We start from the raw sequence: 15,436 nt of genomic DNA on the forward strand, positions 1-15,436 counted from the left end.
TTGCCTTCGGCTATATCCTTCCCACTACCGGGCGGATTCGGGACTTTAACCCGTTAGAAACGTGCGCCGCTAGGCGCACTTACAGAGAAACAAGCCCCGCTTTTGCGAGGCCTGCCTGTTACTGTTCTATATTGTAACACATTTTGAAGATATTTTTTCCAACCAGAAGGGGGAATTTTGTTATTATTTGCAGTTTTTGTTATTTTTTGATCTTCACTTTTCTGACAGCACTGAATTTTCCGTTTGCTTTGTTTCCTTTTACGGTCTTGTAAGCTCTTACTTTATAATAGTAAGTTTTGCCTTTCTTTACTTTGCTGTCTGTGAATGTTGCGGCAGATGCTTTTTTGATCGTTCTGATCTTTTTGTACTTGCCGTTTTTCTTTGTGGCACGATAGATTTCGTATCCGGTTGCTTTGCTGTTTTTCTTCCATTTCAGAGTTACTTTTTTCTTCTTGGAAGTTACGGTCAGTTTTGTTACTTTTGCCGGTTTGCTGACAGTCTGTGTTCCTGGACTCTGATTTCCGTTTGTGCCATTGTCTGTGTTGCTGTTATTATTATTGCTGTTATTATTTCCGTTATTATTGCTATTATTGTTGTTTCCGTCCTTTGCAGACAGATCGATCACGTTGGAGTATGCAGTAAAGCGATACTGTTTGGAACCGTTCAGGGTTGTATTCACCATTTTCATGATACGGTATACGCCTTTATCCGTTACTTTGAAGCTTCCGGTCAGTGCTTCCGCCTCTCTTGTTACGGTGTTGTCGGATACGGTTGTCCAGCTTCCGTCTGCATTTTTCTTCTGCACTTCTGTGATAACATCCCAGTCATAAGAATCGTTCTTTGCAAGAAGGATTTCTGTGATGGTTTTGCCTTTCCAACCGTTCTGCTCCAGCATTGCCCGGTAATCTTCCGGTGTCTCCAGTTCTCTCTGCTCATCGCTTACGGTCTGATCAAACCAGAATACCAGATCCAGCATGCTCAGATCCTGACTCCAGCTGATCTGGGTGTCACTGTCTTTTTTCAATGTCAGGGAGAGTGCTGTCTTCTGCGGATAAAATTTGTTGATGGAGGTATCACATTTTTTCATTAAAGCCGGATCTACGACGCGGATGTTGTTGAGGGTGATATCCAGTTTCTGCAGTTTGCCATCTCCTCTGCTGTTCTCAAAGGTATCTGCAAATACACTTCCTGAGAGGTTTGTCAGCTGATTGTCATGCAGATCGACTGACAGCAGGTGGCTGTTCTTTGCAAAGGTTCCGTCTTTGATCTCTGCAATATAGTTTTTCATGAAGTTGATTTCCGTAAGATCTGCCATTTTGCCAAAATCCACATCGGCAATGCTGGTCAGTACGTTATTGTATGCGATCAGTTTCTTTAATTTTACTGCATCGCTGATGGCAGATGGCAGTGTCTCAAACATATTTCCGGAAATATTCAAAAAGGTCATGGATGCTCCGGCATCTTTAAACAGACCTTCCGGAAGGCTTTCCAGGAAGTTGCCGGATAATCCAAACTGATCCAGTGCCGCATCGCCGTCAAAAGCTCCCTTTGCGATCGTTTCGATCTGATTGTTGTCCAGCTCCAGATATTTCAGCTCTGTAAGTCCCGCAAAATCGCTTTTGTTGATCTTCTTTAATTTATTTGCACGCATGGATACCCACTGCAGGTTTTTATTGTTTGCAAAGAAGTTTTCCGGAAGTTCTTCGATATAGTTGGAATCTGCATAAAAGCTGCTAAGTGCGGTCATATGATCCAGCAGTCCGTCTGGCAGGCTGGTGATCTGGTTTTCGGAAAGATCCAGGCTGGTTACTTTATCTGTCAGCCCTTTTAATAAGGAAACGTCTGTCAGTCCGCAGTTGGAAAGATCCACACTCTCAGAGATTGCTGCCAGCTCATTTGCACTGATCTCACCGTCATCATTCAGGTCATATCCCTGCTCGATCAGCTTGTTGATCAGTTTCTGCTCACCGCTCACTTCATCGGTATAACCTTTCCATCCTTTTGCAAGGGATGCGAAACTGATGTTTGCCTTCATATATTTATCATAATTACCTTTGTCCGCTTCGCTTCCGCCCATCATGGTAACGAGTGCTGCCGCAGAATGTAATTCTGACAGATCTGAAATTTCCATGCTGTACTCGTATGCGGTGTAAGCTCCCTGAGCATCGGCTTCTCCGTAGCCTTTCTTCTCGGCAGCCGGATAAGTACCGTCTTTTCCAATAGTAAAATCAAGCATCATTCTGGAGCTTCCGGTATTTAACATGGTCAGTGTCATTTTTCCGTCTTTTACCTGCAGTTTTGCTTTTGCCGCAAAGAAGTTGCTCAGCATGGAGTCTTCTTCGCTGTCGGCTTTTGTTGTCTTAAAAGTTAAAGTATATACACCGTCTTCGGTCGGATCTTTGATGGTTGGCTGCGGCGGTGTGACAGGTTCGCTGTCCCCGTCTGTCTGACTGATCAGTACGCAGGTATCACCGGATTTTGCAAATACAACCGTTTTATCTTTGTAACCTTTTGCTTTGATCACGATCGCGTTTCTTCCTTCTGTAAATTTGCCGGAACCGATTGTCAGTCCGTGCAGTACAGAAAGGCTGTAAACGCTTTCCGGATCATCATCATTGGTGTATTCTTTGTATTCGGTTCCGTTTACGGTCACTCCGGAAATGGACTGTCCGTAAGCTTTCCAGTTGGCATCATCGGAATAATGATTGATCTCTTCGATGGTCAGTTCGTTGCCATCGTAAGCAACTGCGGTAACAGTCGGTGCAGTCAGCCCTGTGGTAAATTTCTCCATTGCTTTTGTCAGATCTTCCAGTGCAGTATTTAAGGAAGCCTGCGTGGTTGCCACTCTTAATGTATGTTCTGCTGCTGTGATCGCACTCTGGAGATCTTCCCATTCCTCGTCGCTCTTATCGCCTTGTATCAGTGCTTTTGCTTCTTCCAGTTTTTCCGTCAGAGCTGTTTTATCCAGTACTTCCGGTTCCTGACCACCGTTTCCGTCGGACTGGCTTACAAACGTGCACTCATTTTCTGCTTTTGTAAAGAGGATGGTTTTGTCTAGGTAACCGTCAGCTTTGATCACGATCGTATTTTCGCCTTCTTTGAATGCTCCGCTGTAGATCGTCATACCAAGCCAGCCGGCACTGTATACCAGTGTATCATCTTCTTCATTCCAGTCTGCCACATAATCTACACCGTTGACGCTGATGCCCGTAATCGCCTTGCAGTAAGCAGAATCGGAAGTAATCTCAGAAAGCACGATTTTTTCCAGGGTCCCTGTCATCCAGCTGGTTGATCCTTCAAGCTGTGTGATCTCTGTTCCGACTTTTGCTTCTTCTTTGAGCTGTGCCTGCTGTGTATTTGCTGCAGATGCGGCAAATACCGGCAGTCCTGCCTGTGGAACTGCCATGACAGCAGTCATGGAAAGGGCAAGCAGCTGGCATACAAATTTTTTCTTCATATTCTGTTTCCTCCTCGTTTTGGTACATTTTCCTTTGAATCTGTTGCGTCGTGATATCTTACTTTAATGTTTACTTTATTTTTACTTTTTTTGCAGCCGAATCGTTTCCATACACTTTCGCAACAGCTGTTTTTCTGTAAGCTCTGACTTTATAGTAATAAGCGAACCCTTTTTTCAGCTTTTTGTCTGTAAAACGAACCGTTCCTGCTTTTTTGATCGTCTTGATCTTTTTGTATTTTCCGTTTTTCTTTGTAGAACGGTAAACTTCATAACCGGATGCACCTTTTACCTTTTTCCAGCTGATCACTGCAGTGCGTTTTTTTGCCTTTGCCGTTACTTTTTTCACCTTTGCCGGTTTTTTCACCGCTGTATTTCCCGGATTTGCACTGTTTCCGTTGTTACCGCCGTTTGTATTGCTGTTACTTCCATTATTCGGCTTGTCTGTACCCGGTGTCACATTGTTCTGCTGTGCTGTATTGACCTCGTTTGAAAATACGCTGAAACGATAGAACAGCAGTCCGCTGTTTCCGGAATACAGATCTTTTACGACGCGGTATGTGCCTTTTTCTGCTGTTGCAAAGGCTCCTCCTGCCAGGTCTGCCTTATCATCATCCGTACTCTTCCATACGGTTTCGTAGGTTCCGTCTGCGTTTTTCTTTTCGATGCTGGTAATAATCTCCCAGTCATAGTACTGGTCATTTAAAATATCCATGATATCGCGGCCTTCATAGCCTTTGTCTTTCAGAAATTCTCTGTATTCATCAACAGACTGTGCTTCTTCGACTTTTGCATCGTTCGTTGCATCGAACCAGTACAGCAAATCCAGAATACTCAGTTCCTGTGACCATTTCACGCCGTTTTCGCCGTCTTTTTCAATCTTCAGACTCATCGCACTTTTCTGCGGATAGAATTTGTTAAAGCTCTGGCTTTTCATGATCAGTTTGCGGTCTACGACCTGAATGTTGTTCAGGCGGATATCCAGTTTTCTCAGAACTGCTGTTGCCGGAAGGGTATCCGGTGACATCGTAGTCAGCAGATTGTCATACAGATCCAGCCCTGCCAGCTTTTCATTCTTCGCAAACGTTCCGGACGGGATTTCACGAATCTCATTGTGCATGAAGTTGACTTCCTGAAGCTGTGGAAGTTTTGAAAAATCCACTTTTGTGATATCTTTCATACCGTTATCGTATGCATTGAGTTCTTCAAGGGAAGAAAGGTCTTCCACGGTCTTTGGCAGGCTCTCGATGTTATTTTCCTGTAAAAACAGCCACCGCAAAGATCCGGCAAGCGGTTTTAACACATCATCCTTCAGATCTTCCAGTCCATTTCCCACAAAGGAGAGTTGCTGAAGTTTCGGCATGCCGGTCAGGGCATTTTTGGAAACCTCCCGGATCTGGTTTCCTTCCAGATCAAGGATCGTCAGAGCATCCAGCCCTTCAAAGGTGTTATCTTTCAGAGAGGAAATCTGATTGCCGGTAAAGGAAATCCAGTCCAGGCTGTGGTTGTTTTTAAACAGTCCTGCCGGAATTTCTGTGATCTTGTTGTGCTCGATATAAAAATTTTCCAGACTGGTCAGGTTATCCAGCAGTCCTTCCGGAATCGCTGTGATCTCATTGTTTGAGAGATTTAACGTTACAATCTGAGATGGCAGATAACGCAGAAGTCCGATCTCGCTTAAGTTGCACTCACTTAAATCCAGTGTGGTTCCGCCATACTGAGCTACTTCTTCTGCTGTAACGATTCCGTCATTGTCTTTGTCCATGCCATAATCGCGAAGTGCTTCGTTGAGTGCTGCTGCTCCGGTCGGTTTGTCCTCGGTTTTGGATGCATCGTATCCGTTCCAGCCTTTTTCCAGTGTCAGGAAAGTGAAGTCCGTCTTGAGGTATTTGTCAAAATTTCCAATGTCGCTGTTCTGCCCGCCCATGGCTGAAACAAGTGCCGCTCCTTTGTTTACTTCGGAAGGCTTTGTGATCTCCATTTTATACTCGTACATGGCGTAATTTCCGCTTTCGTCCTGTTCACCAAAGCCTGTCTTTTCGGTCTGTGCATACGTTCCGTCTGATGCCACTGTAAAATCAAGAAGAAAGCTGGAAAGCTTGGTATTTAAAAAGGTTACATACATTTTTCCGTTTTCAACGGTCAGTTTTGCTTTCGGGTCAAAATAGCCTGCCAGCATGGATTTTTCATCGCTGCCTTCCTGTTTTGCCTCAAAAGTCAGAGTGTATTCTCCGTCTTCCGTCGGATCTGCAGATGCGGCTTCTGCCTTCCGTTTTGCAGACTCCTGTGTTTCGGCCGCTGTTTTCTGCTGCGGTGTCCGGATCTGCTCTTCGGCTGCTTTTGCCGTTGTCTGATACATTCCGGCTCCGGATACGATCATTGCCACTGCAAAGATCGCTGCCATTGCCTGATAACCAAATTTCTTTCTCATGCTTTTCTTCCTTTCTCTGCAAAGATTTCTTCCTGTACTTTTCTATTTCGCACGGACGCTCTTTTTCGTGCTCCATGCTCCCTTTGTCACTGCGGTGCCGCTCTCTTTCACAGCCCGTACCTGTATATAATATTTTTTACCTGATTTCAGTTTTTTGATGGTAACACTGCTCTTTTTGCCGTTTGCCTTCACCGTCTTTGCATTTTTCATGTTTTTCTTAAGTGCATAACGGATCTCGTAGCTGCCTGCTGCCGCCTGTTTTTTCCAGGTTACTTTGACCTGAGCTTTTTTCGGCTGCACTTTGCGGATCACTGCCTTTTTCAGTGACACGGTAGTTCCCGGATTCTGCTGATTATGATCTGTATTTCCGCTCTGATTCTGACTGTTGTCCGGCTTTGGCTGCGGTTTCGGATCTTCCTCTATGGTGACGGTGATTGCATCGCTGACCTGTCTTACAAAATTATCGCTTGCTTTTGCCACTGCATAAATCTGTGTTGTACCGGTTCCTGAAATGGTGACATAGCCATCTTCGGTCACTTTCAGCACATCGTTTTCGTTTGCCAGAAATACCAGTTTGCCGTCGCCCGGTTTTTCGATGCTTGCCGTTACCTTGAAGTTTTTATCGGAGAGGTATTTGTGGTATTCGGTCACCGGAACGTTGATGGTCTGCTGTCCTTTTTCCACACGGATCTTTACCCTCTCTTCGGTCTGATAATACTGGTCGGTTTCGGATGCGGTGATCACGATCTCACAGCTGCCGACTCCCGTTACCTGAACCTGACTGCCGTTTACTTTTGCTACTTTTTCATCGGTACTTGCAAAGCTTAAGGTTCCGTTTCCTCTGGAAAACTCTATATCGATCGTAAAGGGCTTATCCAGATCATTCATCGTTTTATTAATCTGAGCCGGTGCTGTGATCGCCTGATATTTTTTTGCTGTGTTCTGATCTTCTGCCGCATAATTTGTGAAATCTACGTATCCATATCCAAACTCGGTATCTTTGCCCGGCTCGCCAAGATCTACGGCATAATCACGGAAAACGGAGTAAACTTCTCTCTGGTTGTAATCCGGATGTTTCAGTTTGACATAGGCTGCTGCCGCTGCCAGATGCGGCGTTGCCATTGAGGTTCCGCTTGCGATCTCGGTTGTCTCGCCCTCGCCGATCCATGCACTGAAGATGTTTCTTCCCGGTGCTGCAAAATCAAGCAGGGTTCCGTTGTTGGAAAAATCAGAGCGAATGTAAGAATTTCCGTCTTTATCCGGCTCCAGAGATCCGACTGCGATCGTCCAGCGGCTGCTTGCCGGATAACTTCTTGCCGTATCGGTATACTCGTTTCCGGATGCCACGCAAACCGTTGTGCCGGCTTTTAAGGCTCTTGCAAAGGCTTCATCCATCAAATCGGTGTCATCGCTTTCAAATCCCGGCAGAATCTCAAATCCAAGACTCATGTTGATAACATCGGCATTATGCTGTACCGCATAGTCAACGCCAAGTGTGATCGTTGTGTAAGAAGCAGAACCAGTCAGGTCAAATACTCGCACGGCCATGATCTTGACCTGCACCGGTGTTGCCTGGGTTACGATGCCGGCAACGTGTGTGCCGTGTCCCTGGTTCGGATCATTGTATGCATCTTTGCCTAAACCGTCTGCTGCCAGATTGACACTGTTTTTGCGATCCAGTCTTGTTGTAAACCACGGATGATCCTCATCGATTCCGCTGTCGATGACTGCGACGGTTGCATCGCCGCTCCAGTCTTTTGCATCCTCTTTCAACTTGTCCATACCCATCATATGGATGCCGTCAAATGCCTGGATTTCCGTCTCTGTTTCGCTCTCGTCTTCTTTTTCGGCTGCATCCTGTATTTCTACCTGCACATCTGCATCGCCGTCTCTTGCTGCCTCTTCCAGTGTGACCGGGATATCCTGAAAAATGTGTACTCCCGGGTAATCTTTTTTCAGGTTTGTCACTGCAAGCTCTGCCTGATCTGCACTGTCATACAGTAAGATCTGGTAGCCACCCACCGTATAGTAATACGTCTTTACTGCTCCGTATGTATTTCCCAGAGTCTGTGCACTCTCTACGATCACACGTTTGCGAATCTCATTTTGTTGATCCTGTGCCGTGACCCCCTTACTCTTTCTAAGAGATGCATTCTGCCTGTAAAACACTTCTGCCACTTCTTCCGGTGTTTCCAGCAGATTTACGTTCGTTGTTCTCCCATTTGCCTTTGCACTGCACGGCAGCAGAGATACCAGCATACTGAAACAGCACACAAACGCCAGAAATCTTCGTTTCATTTTGTCCTCCTTCATGTCAGCCTCACATCGCACAGCTCTTCCGTTATATTTATTTGTATACTTGTAACTTTTGTACGTTTTAGCTTTCTTTTGTTAGTCTAAACTATTCTATGTTTTATATTGGTAACATATTTAAAAACGTCTGTCAAGCACAGAAAAAGGCTCCATGCCTGTGTAGCATGAAGCCCTTTTCGCCTGAAAAATCCGTTTTTTCAGTCTTTTATTTTTTTGTGTAAAGAAGGAAATTTTTTCAGGTTTTATTTCCAAAACCTGCTTTTAAAAGGAAGTGATCTCTTCTGCTGCGTACTGAAGAAGGCTTGCACTGTCTATAGCAAATGACAAGCGAATACAGCAGCCGCATCCAGCTTCAGGTGATCAACCTTAAATGTGCCACGGCTCATAAGTATCAGATCCCGATGGATATTCAGATCGTACTGCCGCCACATCTGTCGATCCCCGATCATCATCTCTGTTCTCTTGTTGCGAATCTTCTGGACAATGCGATCGAAGCATCCAGAAAAATCGAAGATCCGAAAATTGTGATTGAAATGAAAATGGTCAAGGATTATCTCTCCCTGACCATTCGAAACAAAATGGATCCTTCCATGCAAGACAAGGCACTTACCATCCGCACGACCAAGGCGGATAAAAAGCAGCATGGGCTTGGCCGTCAGATCATCGATGATATCGTCCGCCGTTACAACGGAATCTCCACCAGAGAGATTAAAGACGGATGGTATATCGCCAGTGTGATGCTGGAACTTGGGGCAGAATGATCTGCCCCGTTTTTTTGCGTTCCTTTTCTTTAAACGAGGTTGGTATATCCCATCAGGGATTCATCTACCGCCTTGGCCGCTTCCCTTCCTTCGTGGATCGCCCAGACAACCAGAGACTGTCCCCGGTGCATATCACCTGCCGTAAAGACATTCTTTACGGAAGTCTGATATTTCTCTGCTTCCGTTGCCACGTTCGTACGCGGTGTCAGATCTACTTTAAAGGCATCGGTCACATATTTCTGTGAGCCAAGAAAACCGGCTGCGATCAGTACGACATCCACTTCAACCGTCCATTCGCTCCCTTCCACCGGAACCATCATCATGCGACCTGTTTTCTCATCTTTTTTGCTCTGTAATTTGACCAGCACTGCTTTTTTCAGTCTGCCTTTGTCATCGGCAATGAATTCTTTTACGGTGGTCTGATAGATACGCGGATCGTGTCCGAATACAGCAATCGCTTCCTGCTGACCATAATCAGTCTTGCAGACTCTCGGCCACTCCGGCCATGGATTGTTTGCCGCTCTCTGATCCGGGGCTTTCGGCATCATCTCCAGCTGTACCACAGAAGATGCACCCAGGCGGATGGCTGTTCCGACACAGTCGTTTCCGGTATCACCGCCTCCGATGACCATCACTTTCTTATTCTTGCAGGCAACAAATTTCTGATCCGCCAGATCAGAATCCAGCAGGCTCTTTGTCACACCTTTCAGGAAATCAACGGCAAAATAAATGCCTTCTGCCTCTCGTCCCGGCACTTTGATATCTCTTGGGTTTGATGCTCCGCAGCAGAGTACCACACGGTCGAAATCTTTCAGAAGTTTGGCGGCTTTGACATCCACACCGACATTGACATTGGTTTTAAAGATCACGCCTTCTTCTTCCATCAGACGGACACGGCGGTCGATCACGGATTTCTCCAGTTTCATGTTCGGGATTCCGTAGCGGAGCAGGCCGCCGATGCGGTCATTTCGCTCAAATACGGTCACCTCATGACCACGGCGGTTCAGCTGCATGGCAACGGCAAGTCCGGACGGACCGCTTCCGATCACGGCTACTTTTTTTCCGGTACGCACTTTCGGCGGCTGTGCCTTGACAAGTCCTGTCTCGTAGGCACGCTCAATAATCGCACGCTCGTTCTCTTTTGTGGAGACCGGGTCTCCGTTTAAGTTGCAGGTGCAGGCTGCTTCACAGAGTGCCGGGCACACTCTGGAAGTAAATTCCGGAAAACAATGTGTTTTCATCAGACGGTTGTAAGCCTGTTCCCAGTTTCCGGTATAGACAAGATCATTCCATTCCGGGCAGAGGTTGTTCAGCGGACAGCCGGATGCCATGCCGTTTATCATTTTTCCGTACTGGCAGAACGGCACTCCGCATGCCATACAGCGTGCTCCCTGAAGCTGCTGTTTTTCCAGCGGCAGAGGGATATGAAATTCGTTAAAATTTTTAATACGTTCAAGCGGTGCGATCTCTTCACTCACTCTTCTTTCGTACTCTAAAAATCCGGTTGGTTTTCCCATTTCTTTTCCCTCCTATCTCGCTTTATTTGCATAAAATGCTTCAATCTGTGCCTGCTCACTGCTCAGGCCTCTCTCTTCCATCTGCACGATCGCCATCATCATACGGTTATAATCATGCGGGATGATCTTCTTGAATTTCGGCAGGTATTCTTCAAAATGATTCAGGATTTCTTTTCCTTTTGCAGAATTGGTGTATGCCGTATGCTCTGCGATCATATCTTTTAATTCCTGCACATCGTATTTATTGCCGAGTTTTTCAACGGAAACCATCTGCTTGTTGACTTTTGTGTACAGATCGTTGTTTTCATCCAGAACATAGGCAACACCGCCGCTCATACCGGCTGCAAAGTTCTTGCCGACTTTTCCGATGACAACAACACGACCGCCCGTCATATATTCACATCCGTGATCTCCGACGCCTTCTACTACAGCTTTTGCACCGGAATTTCGCACGCAGAAACGTTCTCCGGCAACACCGTTGATGTAGGCTTCTCCGCTTGTTGCACCGTACAGTGCCACGTTTCCGATAATGATGTTTTCATCTTCTTTGAATTTTACACCGGTTGGCGGATATACGATCAGCTTTCCGCCGGATAAACCTTTTCCGAAATAGTCATTGCTGTCACCGACCAGCTCCAGTGTCAGTCCTTTCGGGATAAAAGCTCCAAAACTCTGTCCGCCTGCACCTTTACATTTTACAATGTAGGTATCAGCATCCAGTGTATCACCGTAACGTTTTGTGATCTCAGCACCAAACTGTGTGCCGAAAGCACGGTTGATGTTGGTGACATCGACTTCGATGCTCCGTTTCTGTTTTTTCTCCAGAGAAGCTTTCAGTTTCTTCATTAAAATGGTCTGATCCACCGTCTCTTCCAGTTTGAAATCATATACCTGAGAAGGATCGAATGTCACTTTCATCTCTTTGCCTGCATACGGGTTATCCAGAATGCGGCTTAAATCCACTTTCGCTGCATTTACATTTGCAGCATGTTCTTTCTTCTTCAGCAGTTCGCTGTGTCCAACCATCTCGTCTACGGTGCAGAATCCAAGTTTTGCCATGTATTCACGCAGTTCCTGTGCGATGAACCGCATGAAGTTTTCCACGTATTCCGGTTTGCCGCGGAAACGTTTTCTCAGCTCCGGATTCTGTGTTGCCACGCCGACCGGACAGGTGTCCAGGTTGCAGACACGCATCATCACACATCCCATTGTAATCAGCGGTGCGGTTGCGAAACCGAATTCTTCTGCTCCAAGCAGTGCGGCGATCGCTACGTCACGTCCGCTCATCAGTTTTCCGTCTGTCTCAATGCGGACTTTGTTTCGAAGTCCGTTCATGATCAGCGTCTGATGGGTTTCTGCAAGTCCGAGCTCCCACGGAAGTCCGGCATTGTGGATGGAACTTCTTGGTGCAGCTCCGGTACCTCCGTCATAACCGGAGATCAGCACGACCTGTGCTCCTGCTTTTGCAACACCGGCTGCAACCGTTCCGACACCTGCTTCCGATACCAGTTTTACGGAAATTCTCGCGTTTTTGTTTGCATTCTTCAGGTCGTAGATCAGCTCTGCCAGATCCTCGATTGAATAAATATCGTGATGAGGCGGCGGTGAGATCAGGCTCACACCCGGTGTGGAATGTCTGGTCTTTGCGATCCACGGATAAACTTTTCCGCCCGGCAGATGACCGCCTTCACCCGGTTTTGCTCCCTGTGCCATTTTGATCTGGATCTCCTGTGCACTGACCAGATATTTGGAGGTAACTCCAAAACGTCCGGATGCTACCTGTTTGATTGCAGAACAACGGTTCCTGTTCGGATCGGTAACGATCATACGCTCCAGATCTTCGCCTCCTTCACCGCTGTTTGACTTACCATGCAGACGGTTCATGGCGATCGCCAGTGTTTCATGTGCTTCCTGAGAAATGGAACCGTAGGACATCGCTCCGGTCTTAAATCGTTTTACAATGGATTCGACACTCTCTACTTTCTCGATCGGCACACCTTTTTCCGGATAATCAAAATCCATCAGGCTTCGCAGATAACCGGTCTCTTCTTTGTCTACCAGATTCGTGTACTGTTTGAACAGGTTGTAATCGCCTCTCCAGGTCGACTGCTGCAGCAGATGAATGGTCTGCGGATTGTAACGGTGATGTTCTCCGGCACTTCTCATTTTGTGCCGTCCGATGCTGTACAGTGTTTCATCTACATCCAGTCCCAGCGGATCAAATGCTCCGGAATGCAGTTTGTCCGTTTCTTCTGCAATATCTTTCATTGTGATACCACCGACACGGCTGACCGTATTTGTGAAATATTTATCGATCACTTCTTTATCAATGCCGATTGCCTCAAAAATCTGAGATCCCTGATAAGACTGGATTGTGGAAATACCCATTTTGGAAGCAATCTTTACGATTCCGCTAAGGACAGCCTGATTGTAATCTTCCACAGCTGCATAATAATCCTTATCCAGCATCTTGCTGTCGATCAGCTGATGGATCGTATCCAGTGCCAGATATGGGTTGATCGCACTTGCACCATAACCAAGCAGTGTAGCAAAATGATGCACTTCTCTTGGTTCGCCGGATTCCAGAACGATTGCAAGTGAAGTTCTCTTTTTCGTCTTTACAAGGTGCTGATGCACAGCGGATACTGCCAGCAGTGAAGGGATCGGCACACGGTTTTCATCAACACCTCTGTCTGTCAGGATCAGGATGTTTGCTCCGTCTCTGTGTGCTCTGTCTACTTCGACAAACAGATAGTCAATGGCTTTTTCCAGGCTTGTGTTCTTATAATACGTGATTGGAATTTCCGCTACTTTAAAGCCTTCGACATCCAGATTTTTAATCTTCAGCATGTCGGTATTTGTCAGGATCGGATTGTTGATCTTCAGTACCTGACAGTTCTTTGCCTCTTCCTGAAGCAGATTTCCGTCCTCACCGATGTAAATGGTCGTGGATGTTACCACTTCTTCACGGATTGCATCGATCGGCGGGTTCGTCACCTGTGCAAACAGCTGTTTGAAATAATTAAACAGTGGCACATGACATTCCGATAAAACAGCCAGCGGTGTGTCAATACCCATGGAAGCGATGCCTTCTGCACCGTTCTTTGCCATATTTAAAATAGAAGTACGGTACTCTTCGTAAGTATAGCCAAAGGCTTTCTGGAGTTTTGCACGCTCCTCATCGCTGTACTCTTCCACGCGTTTATTCGGAATCTTCAGATCAGAAAGATTTACCAGGTAACGATCCAGCCACTCACCATACGGCTGCTTTTTTGCATAACTTTCTTTCAGTTCATCGTCATCGATCACTCTTCCTTTTACCGTATCCACCAGAAGCATTTTGCCCGGATGCAGTCTTTCTTTGAGCACGATCCTGGTCGGATCGATATCCAGCACACCGACCTCAGAAGAGAGGATCAGATAACCGTCATCGGTGATATAGTATCTGGAAGGACGCAGACCGTTACGGTCAAGCACGGCTCCTACCACATCTCCGTCGCTGAACAGGATCGATGCCGGTCCGTCCCACGGCTCCATCATCGTTGCATGATACTGATAAAAATCTTTTTTGCTCTGGCTCATGGTCTTGTTGTTTGCCCATGGTTCCGGGATCGTGATCATCACGGCCAGCGGCAGATCCATACCACTCATCACCATAAATTCCAGTGTGTTGTCGAGCATTGCCGAGTCAGAACCGGAAGTATTGACAACCGGCAGAACTTTGTGCAGCTCTCCTTTGAAATGCTCGGAGAACATCGTCTCTTCGCGTGCAAGCATCTTGTCGGCATTTCCACGGATCGTGTTGATCTCACCGTTGTGTACGATAAAGCGGTTCGGATGTGCTCTCTCCCAGCTCGGATTTGTGTTGGTACTGAAACGAGAGTGTACGATCGCGATCGCAGATTCATAATCTGCATCCTGCAGATCACGGAAGAAGGTACGGAGCTGTCCTACCAGGAACATACCTTTGTATACGATCGTTCTGCTTGAAAGAGAAACCACATAGGAATTGTCATTGCTCTGTTCAAACACACGTCTTACCACATAAAGTCTGCGGTCAAAATCAATACCTTTTGCCAGGTGTTTTGGTTTTGCTACAAATCCCTGCATGATACACGGCATACATTCCAGTGCTTTGTGTCCGAGAACTTCCGGAACAACCGGAACTTCCCTCCATCCCAAAAATTTAAGACCTTCTTTTTCCACAATGATCTCAAACATTTTCTTTGCCTGGTTCTTTTTCAGTTCATCCTGAGGGAAGAAGAACATACCGATTCCGTATTCCCTCTCAGAACCTAAAAAGATGCCGAGGGACTCACAGGTTTTGGAGAAGAACTTGTGTGAAATCTGAAGCATGATTCCTACACCATCACCTGTTTTTCCTTCGGCATCTTTGCCAGCTCTATGTTCTAGATTTTCTACTATCTTTAATGCATTTTCGACGGTTCCGTGGGATTTGACACCCTTAATGTTTACAACTGCTCCTATACCGCAGTTATCGTGTTCAAATTCCGGCTGATACAGCCCAGGAGTCTGAACGGCTTCGTTCAATTTTGCTGTACTCATACGTCTTTCCTTTCTTAAGTTGTAATATTCTGTTCAGATAAGCGGACTGACCAGATTGCCATGTCCTGCTGCATGCTGCCAACTTCTGTGTTCGCTAATGCAACTTTTTCTCAAATCTTGTCATTGACTATACACCCATTTTTTTCATTTGTAAAGACGTATTTTTTGTCAAATTGTCAGACTATTTGTGAATTCACTTTTAAAACTGTATTTTTTTGATTTTTTATTTATTATTTTTCTTTTGTTTCTATATTTTTCCAGTTGTGTCTATTTTGTTTCTCATGCAAATTTTAAAAATATATGCAACATTCTTCTGTGCACCTCTGTAATCTGCCAAAGACTCCTGTCAGATAGAGATTGCATCCCGCCACTGATGCAAATTTGCTGTTCTCCG

At 46.0% G+C, this 15,436-nt stretch carries 6 protein-coding genes; 1 reads left to right on the top strand and 5 read right to left on the bottom strand.

The features are described 5' to 3' along the window. Positions 1-199: 199 nt before the first annotated feature. The 3 genes from GPK60_RS00790 to GPK60_RS00800 all read right to left on the bottom strand — a co-directional run bounded on the left by GPK60_RS00790 (position 200) and on the right by GPK60_RS00800 (position 8,183). Positions 200-3,457 carry a hemoblobin-interacting domain-containing protein gene (locus tag GPK60_RS00790; protein ID WP_173866196.1) on the bottom strand — a complete coding sequence of 1,086 codons (3,258 nt, stop codon included), beginning with the start codon at positions 3,455-3,457 and terminating at the stop codon, positions 200-202. Between the two features lie 70 nt (positions 3,458-3,527). Further along, complete coding sequence (locus GPK60_RS00795) at positions 3,528-5,885, bottom strand: leucine-rich repeat domain-containing protein (protein WP_173866197.1); 2,358 nt, start codon at positions 5,883-5,885, stop codon at positions 3,528-3,530. A gap of 42 nt (positions 5,886-5,927) precedes the next feature. Further along, positions 5,928-8,183: a S8 family serine peptidase gene (locus GPK60_RS00800; protein WP_173866198.1), complete on the bottom strand. Its 2,256-nt coding sequence runs from the start codon at positions 8,181-8,183 to the stop codon at positions 5,928-5,930. A 335-nt stretch (positions 8,184-8,518) separates the two neighbouring features. Between GPK60_RS00800 and GPK60_RS00805 the strand changes: the two genes are divergently transcribed. After that, positions 8,519-8,959 (top strand): ATP-binding protein, encoded by a 441-nt coding sequence (locus tag GPK60_RS00805; protein ID WP_173866199.1) that lies wholly within the window; start codon positions 8,519-8,521, stop codon positions 8,957-8,959. 29 nt (positions 8,960-8,988) lie between these two features. Here GPK60_RS00805 and GPK60_RS00810 read toward each other — a convergent pair whose 3' ends face one another. Then, entirely contained in the window at positions 8,989-10,476 is a 1,488-nt protein-coding gene (locus GPK60_RS00810) for a glutamate synthase subunit beta (RefSeq protein WP_215658670.1), read from the bottom strand. 12 nt (positions 10,477-10,488) lie between these two features. Continuing rightward, complete coding sequence (gltB, locus tag GPK60_RS00815; RefSeq protein WP_215658671.1) at positions 10,489-15,042, bottom strand: glutamate synthase large subunit; 4,554 nt, start codon at positions 15,040-15,042, stop codon at positions 10,489-10,491. Positions 15,043-15,436 lie beyond the last annotated feature (394 nt).

The sequence above is a fragment of the Ruminococcus sp. MCC718 genome (assembly GCF_018783905.1).
Lineage (GTDB): Bacteria > Bacillota > Clostridia > Lachnospirales > Lachnospiraceae > Hominisplanchenecus > Hominisplanchenecus faecis.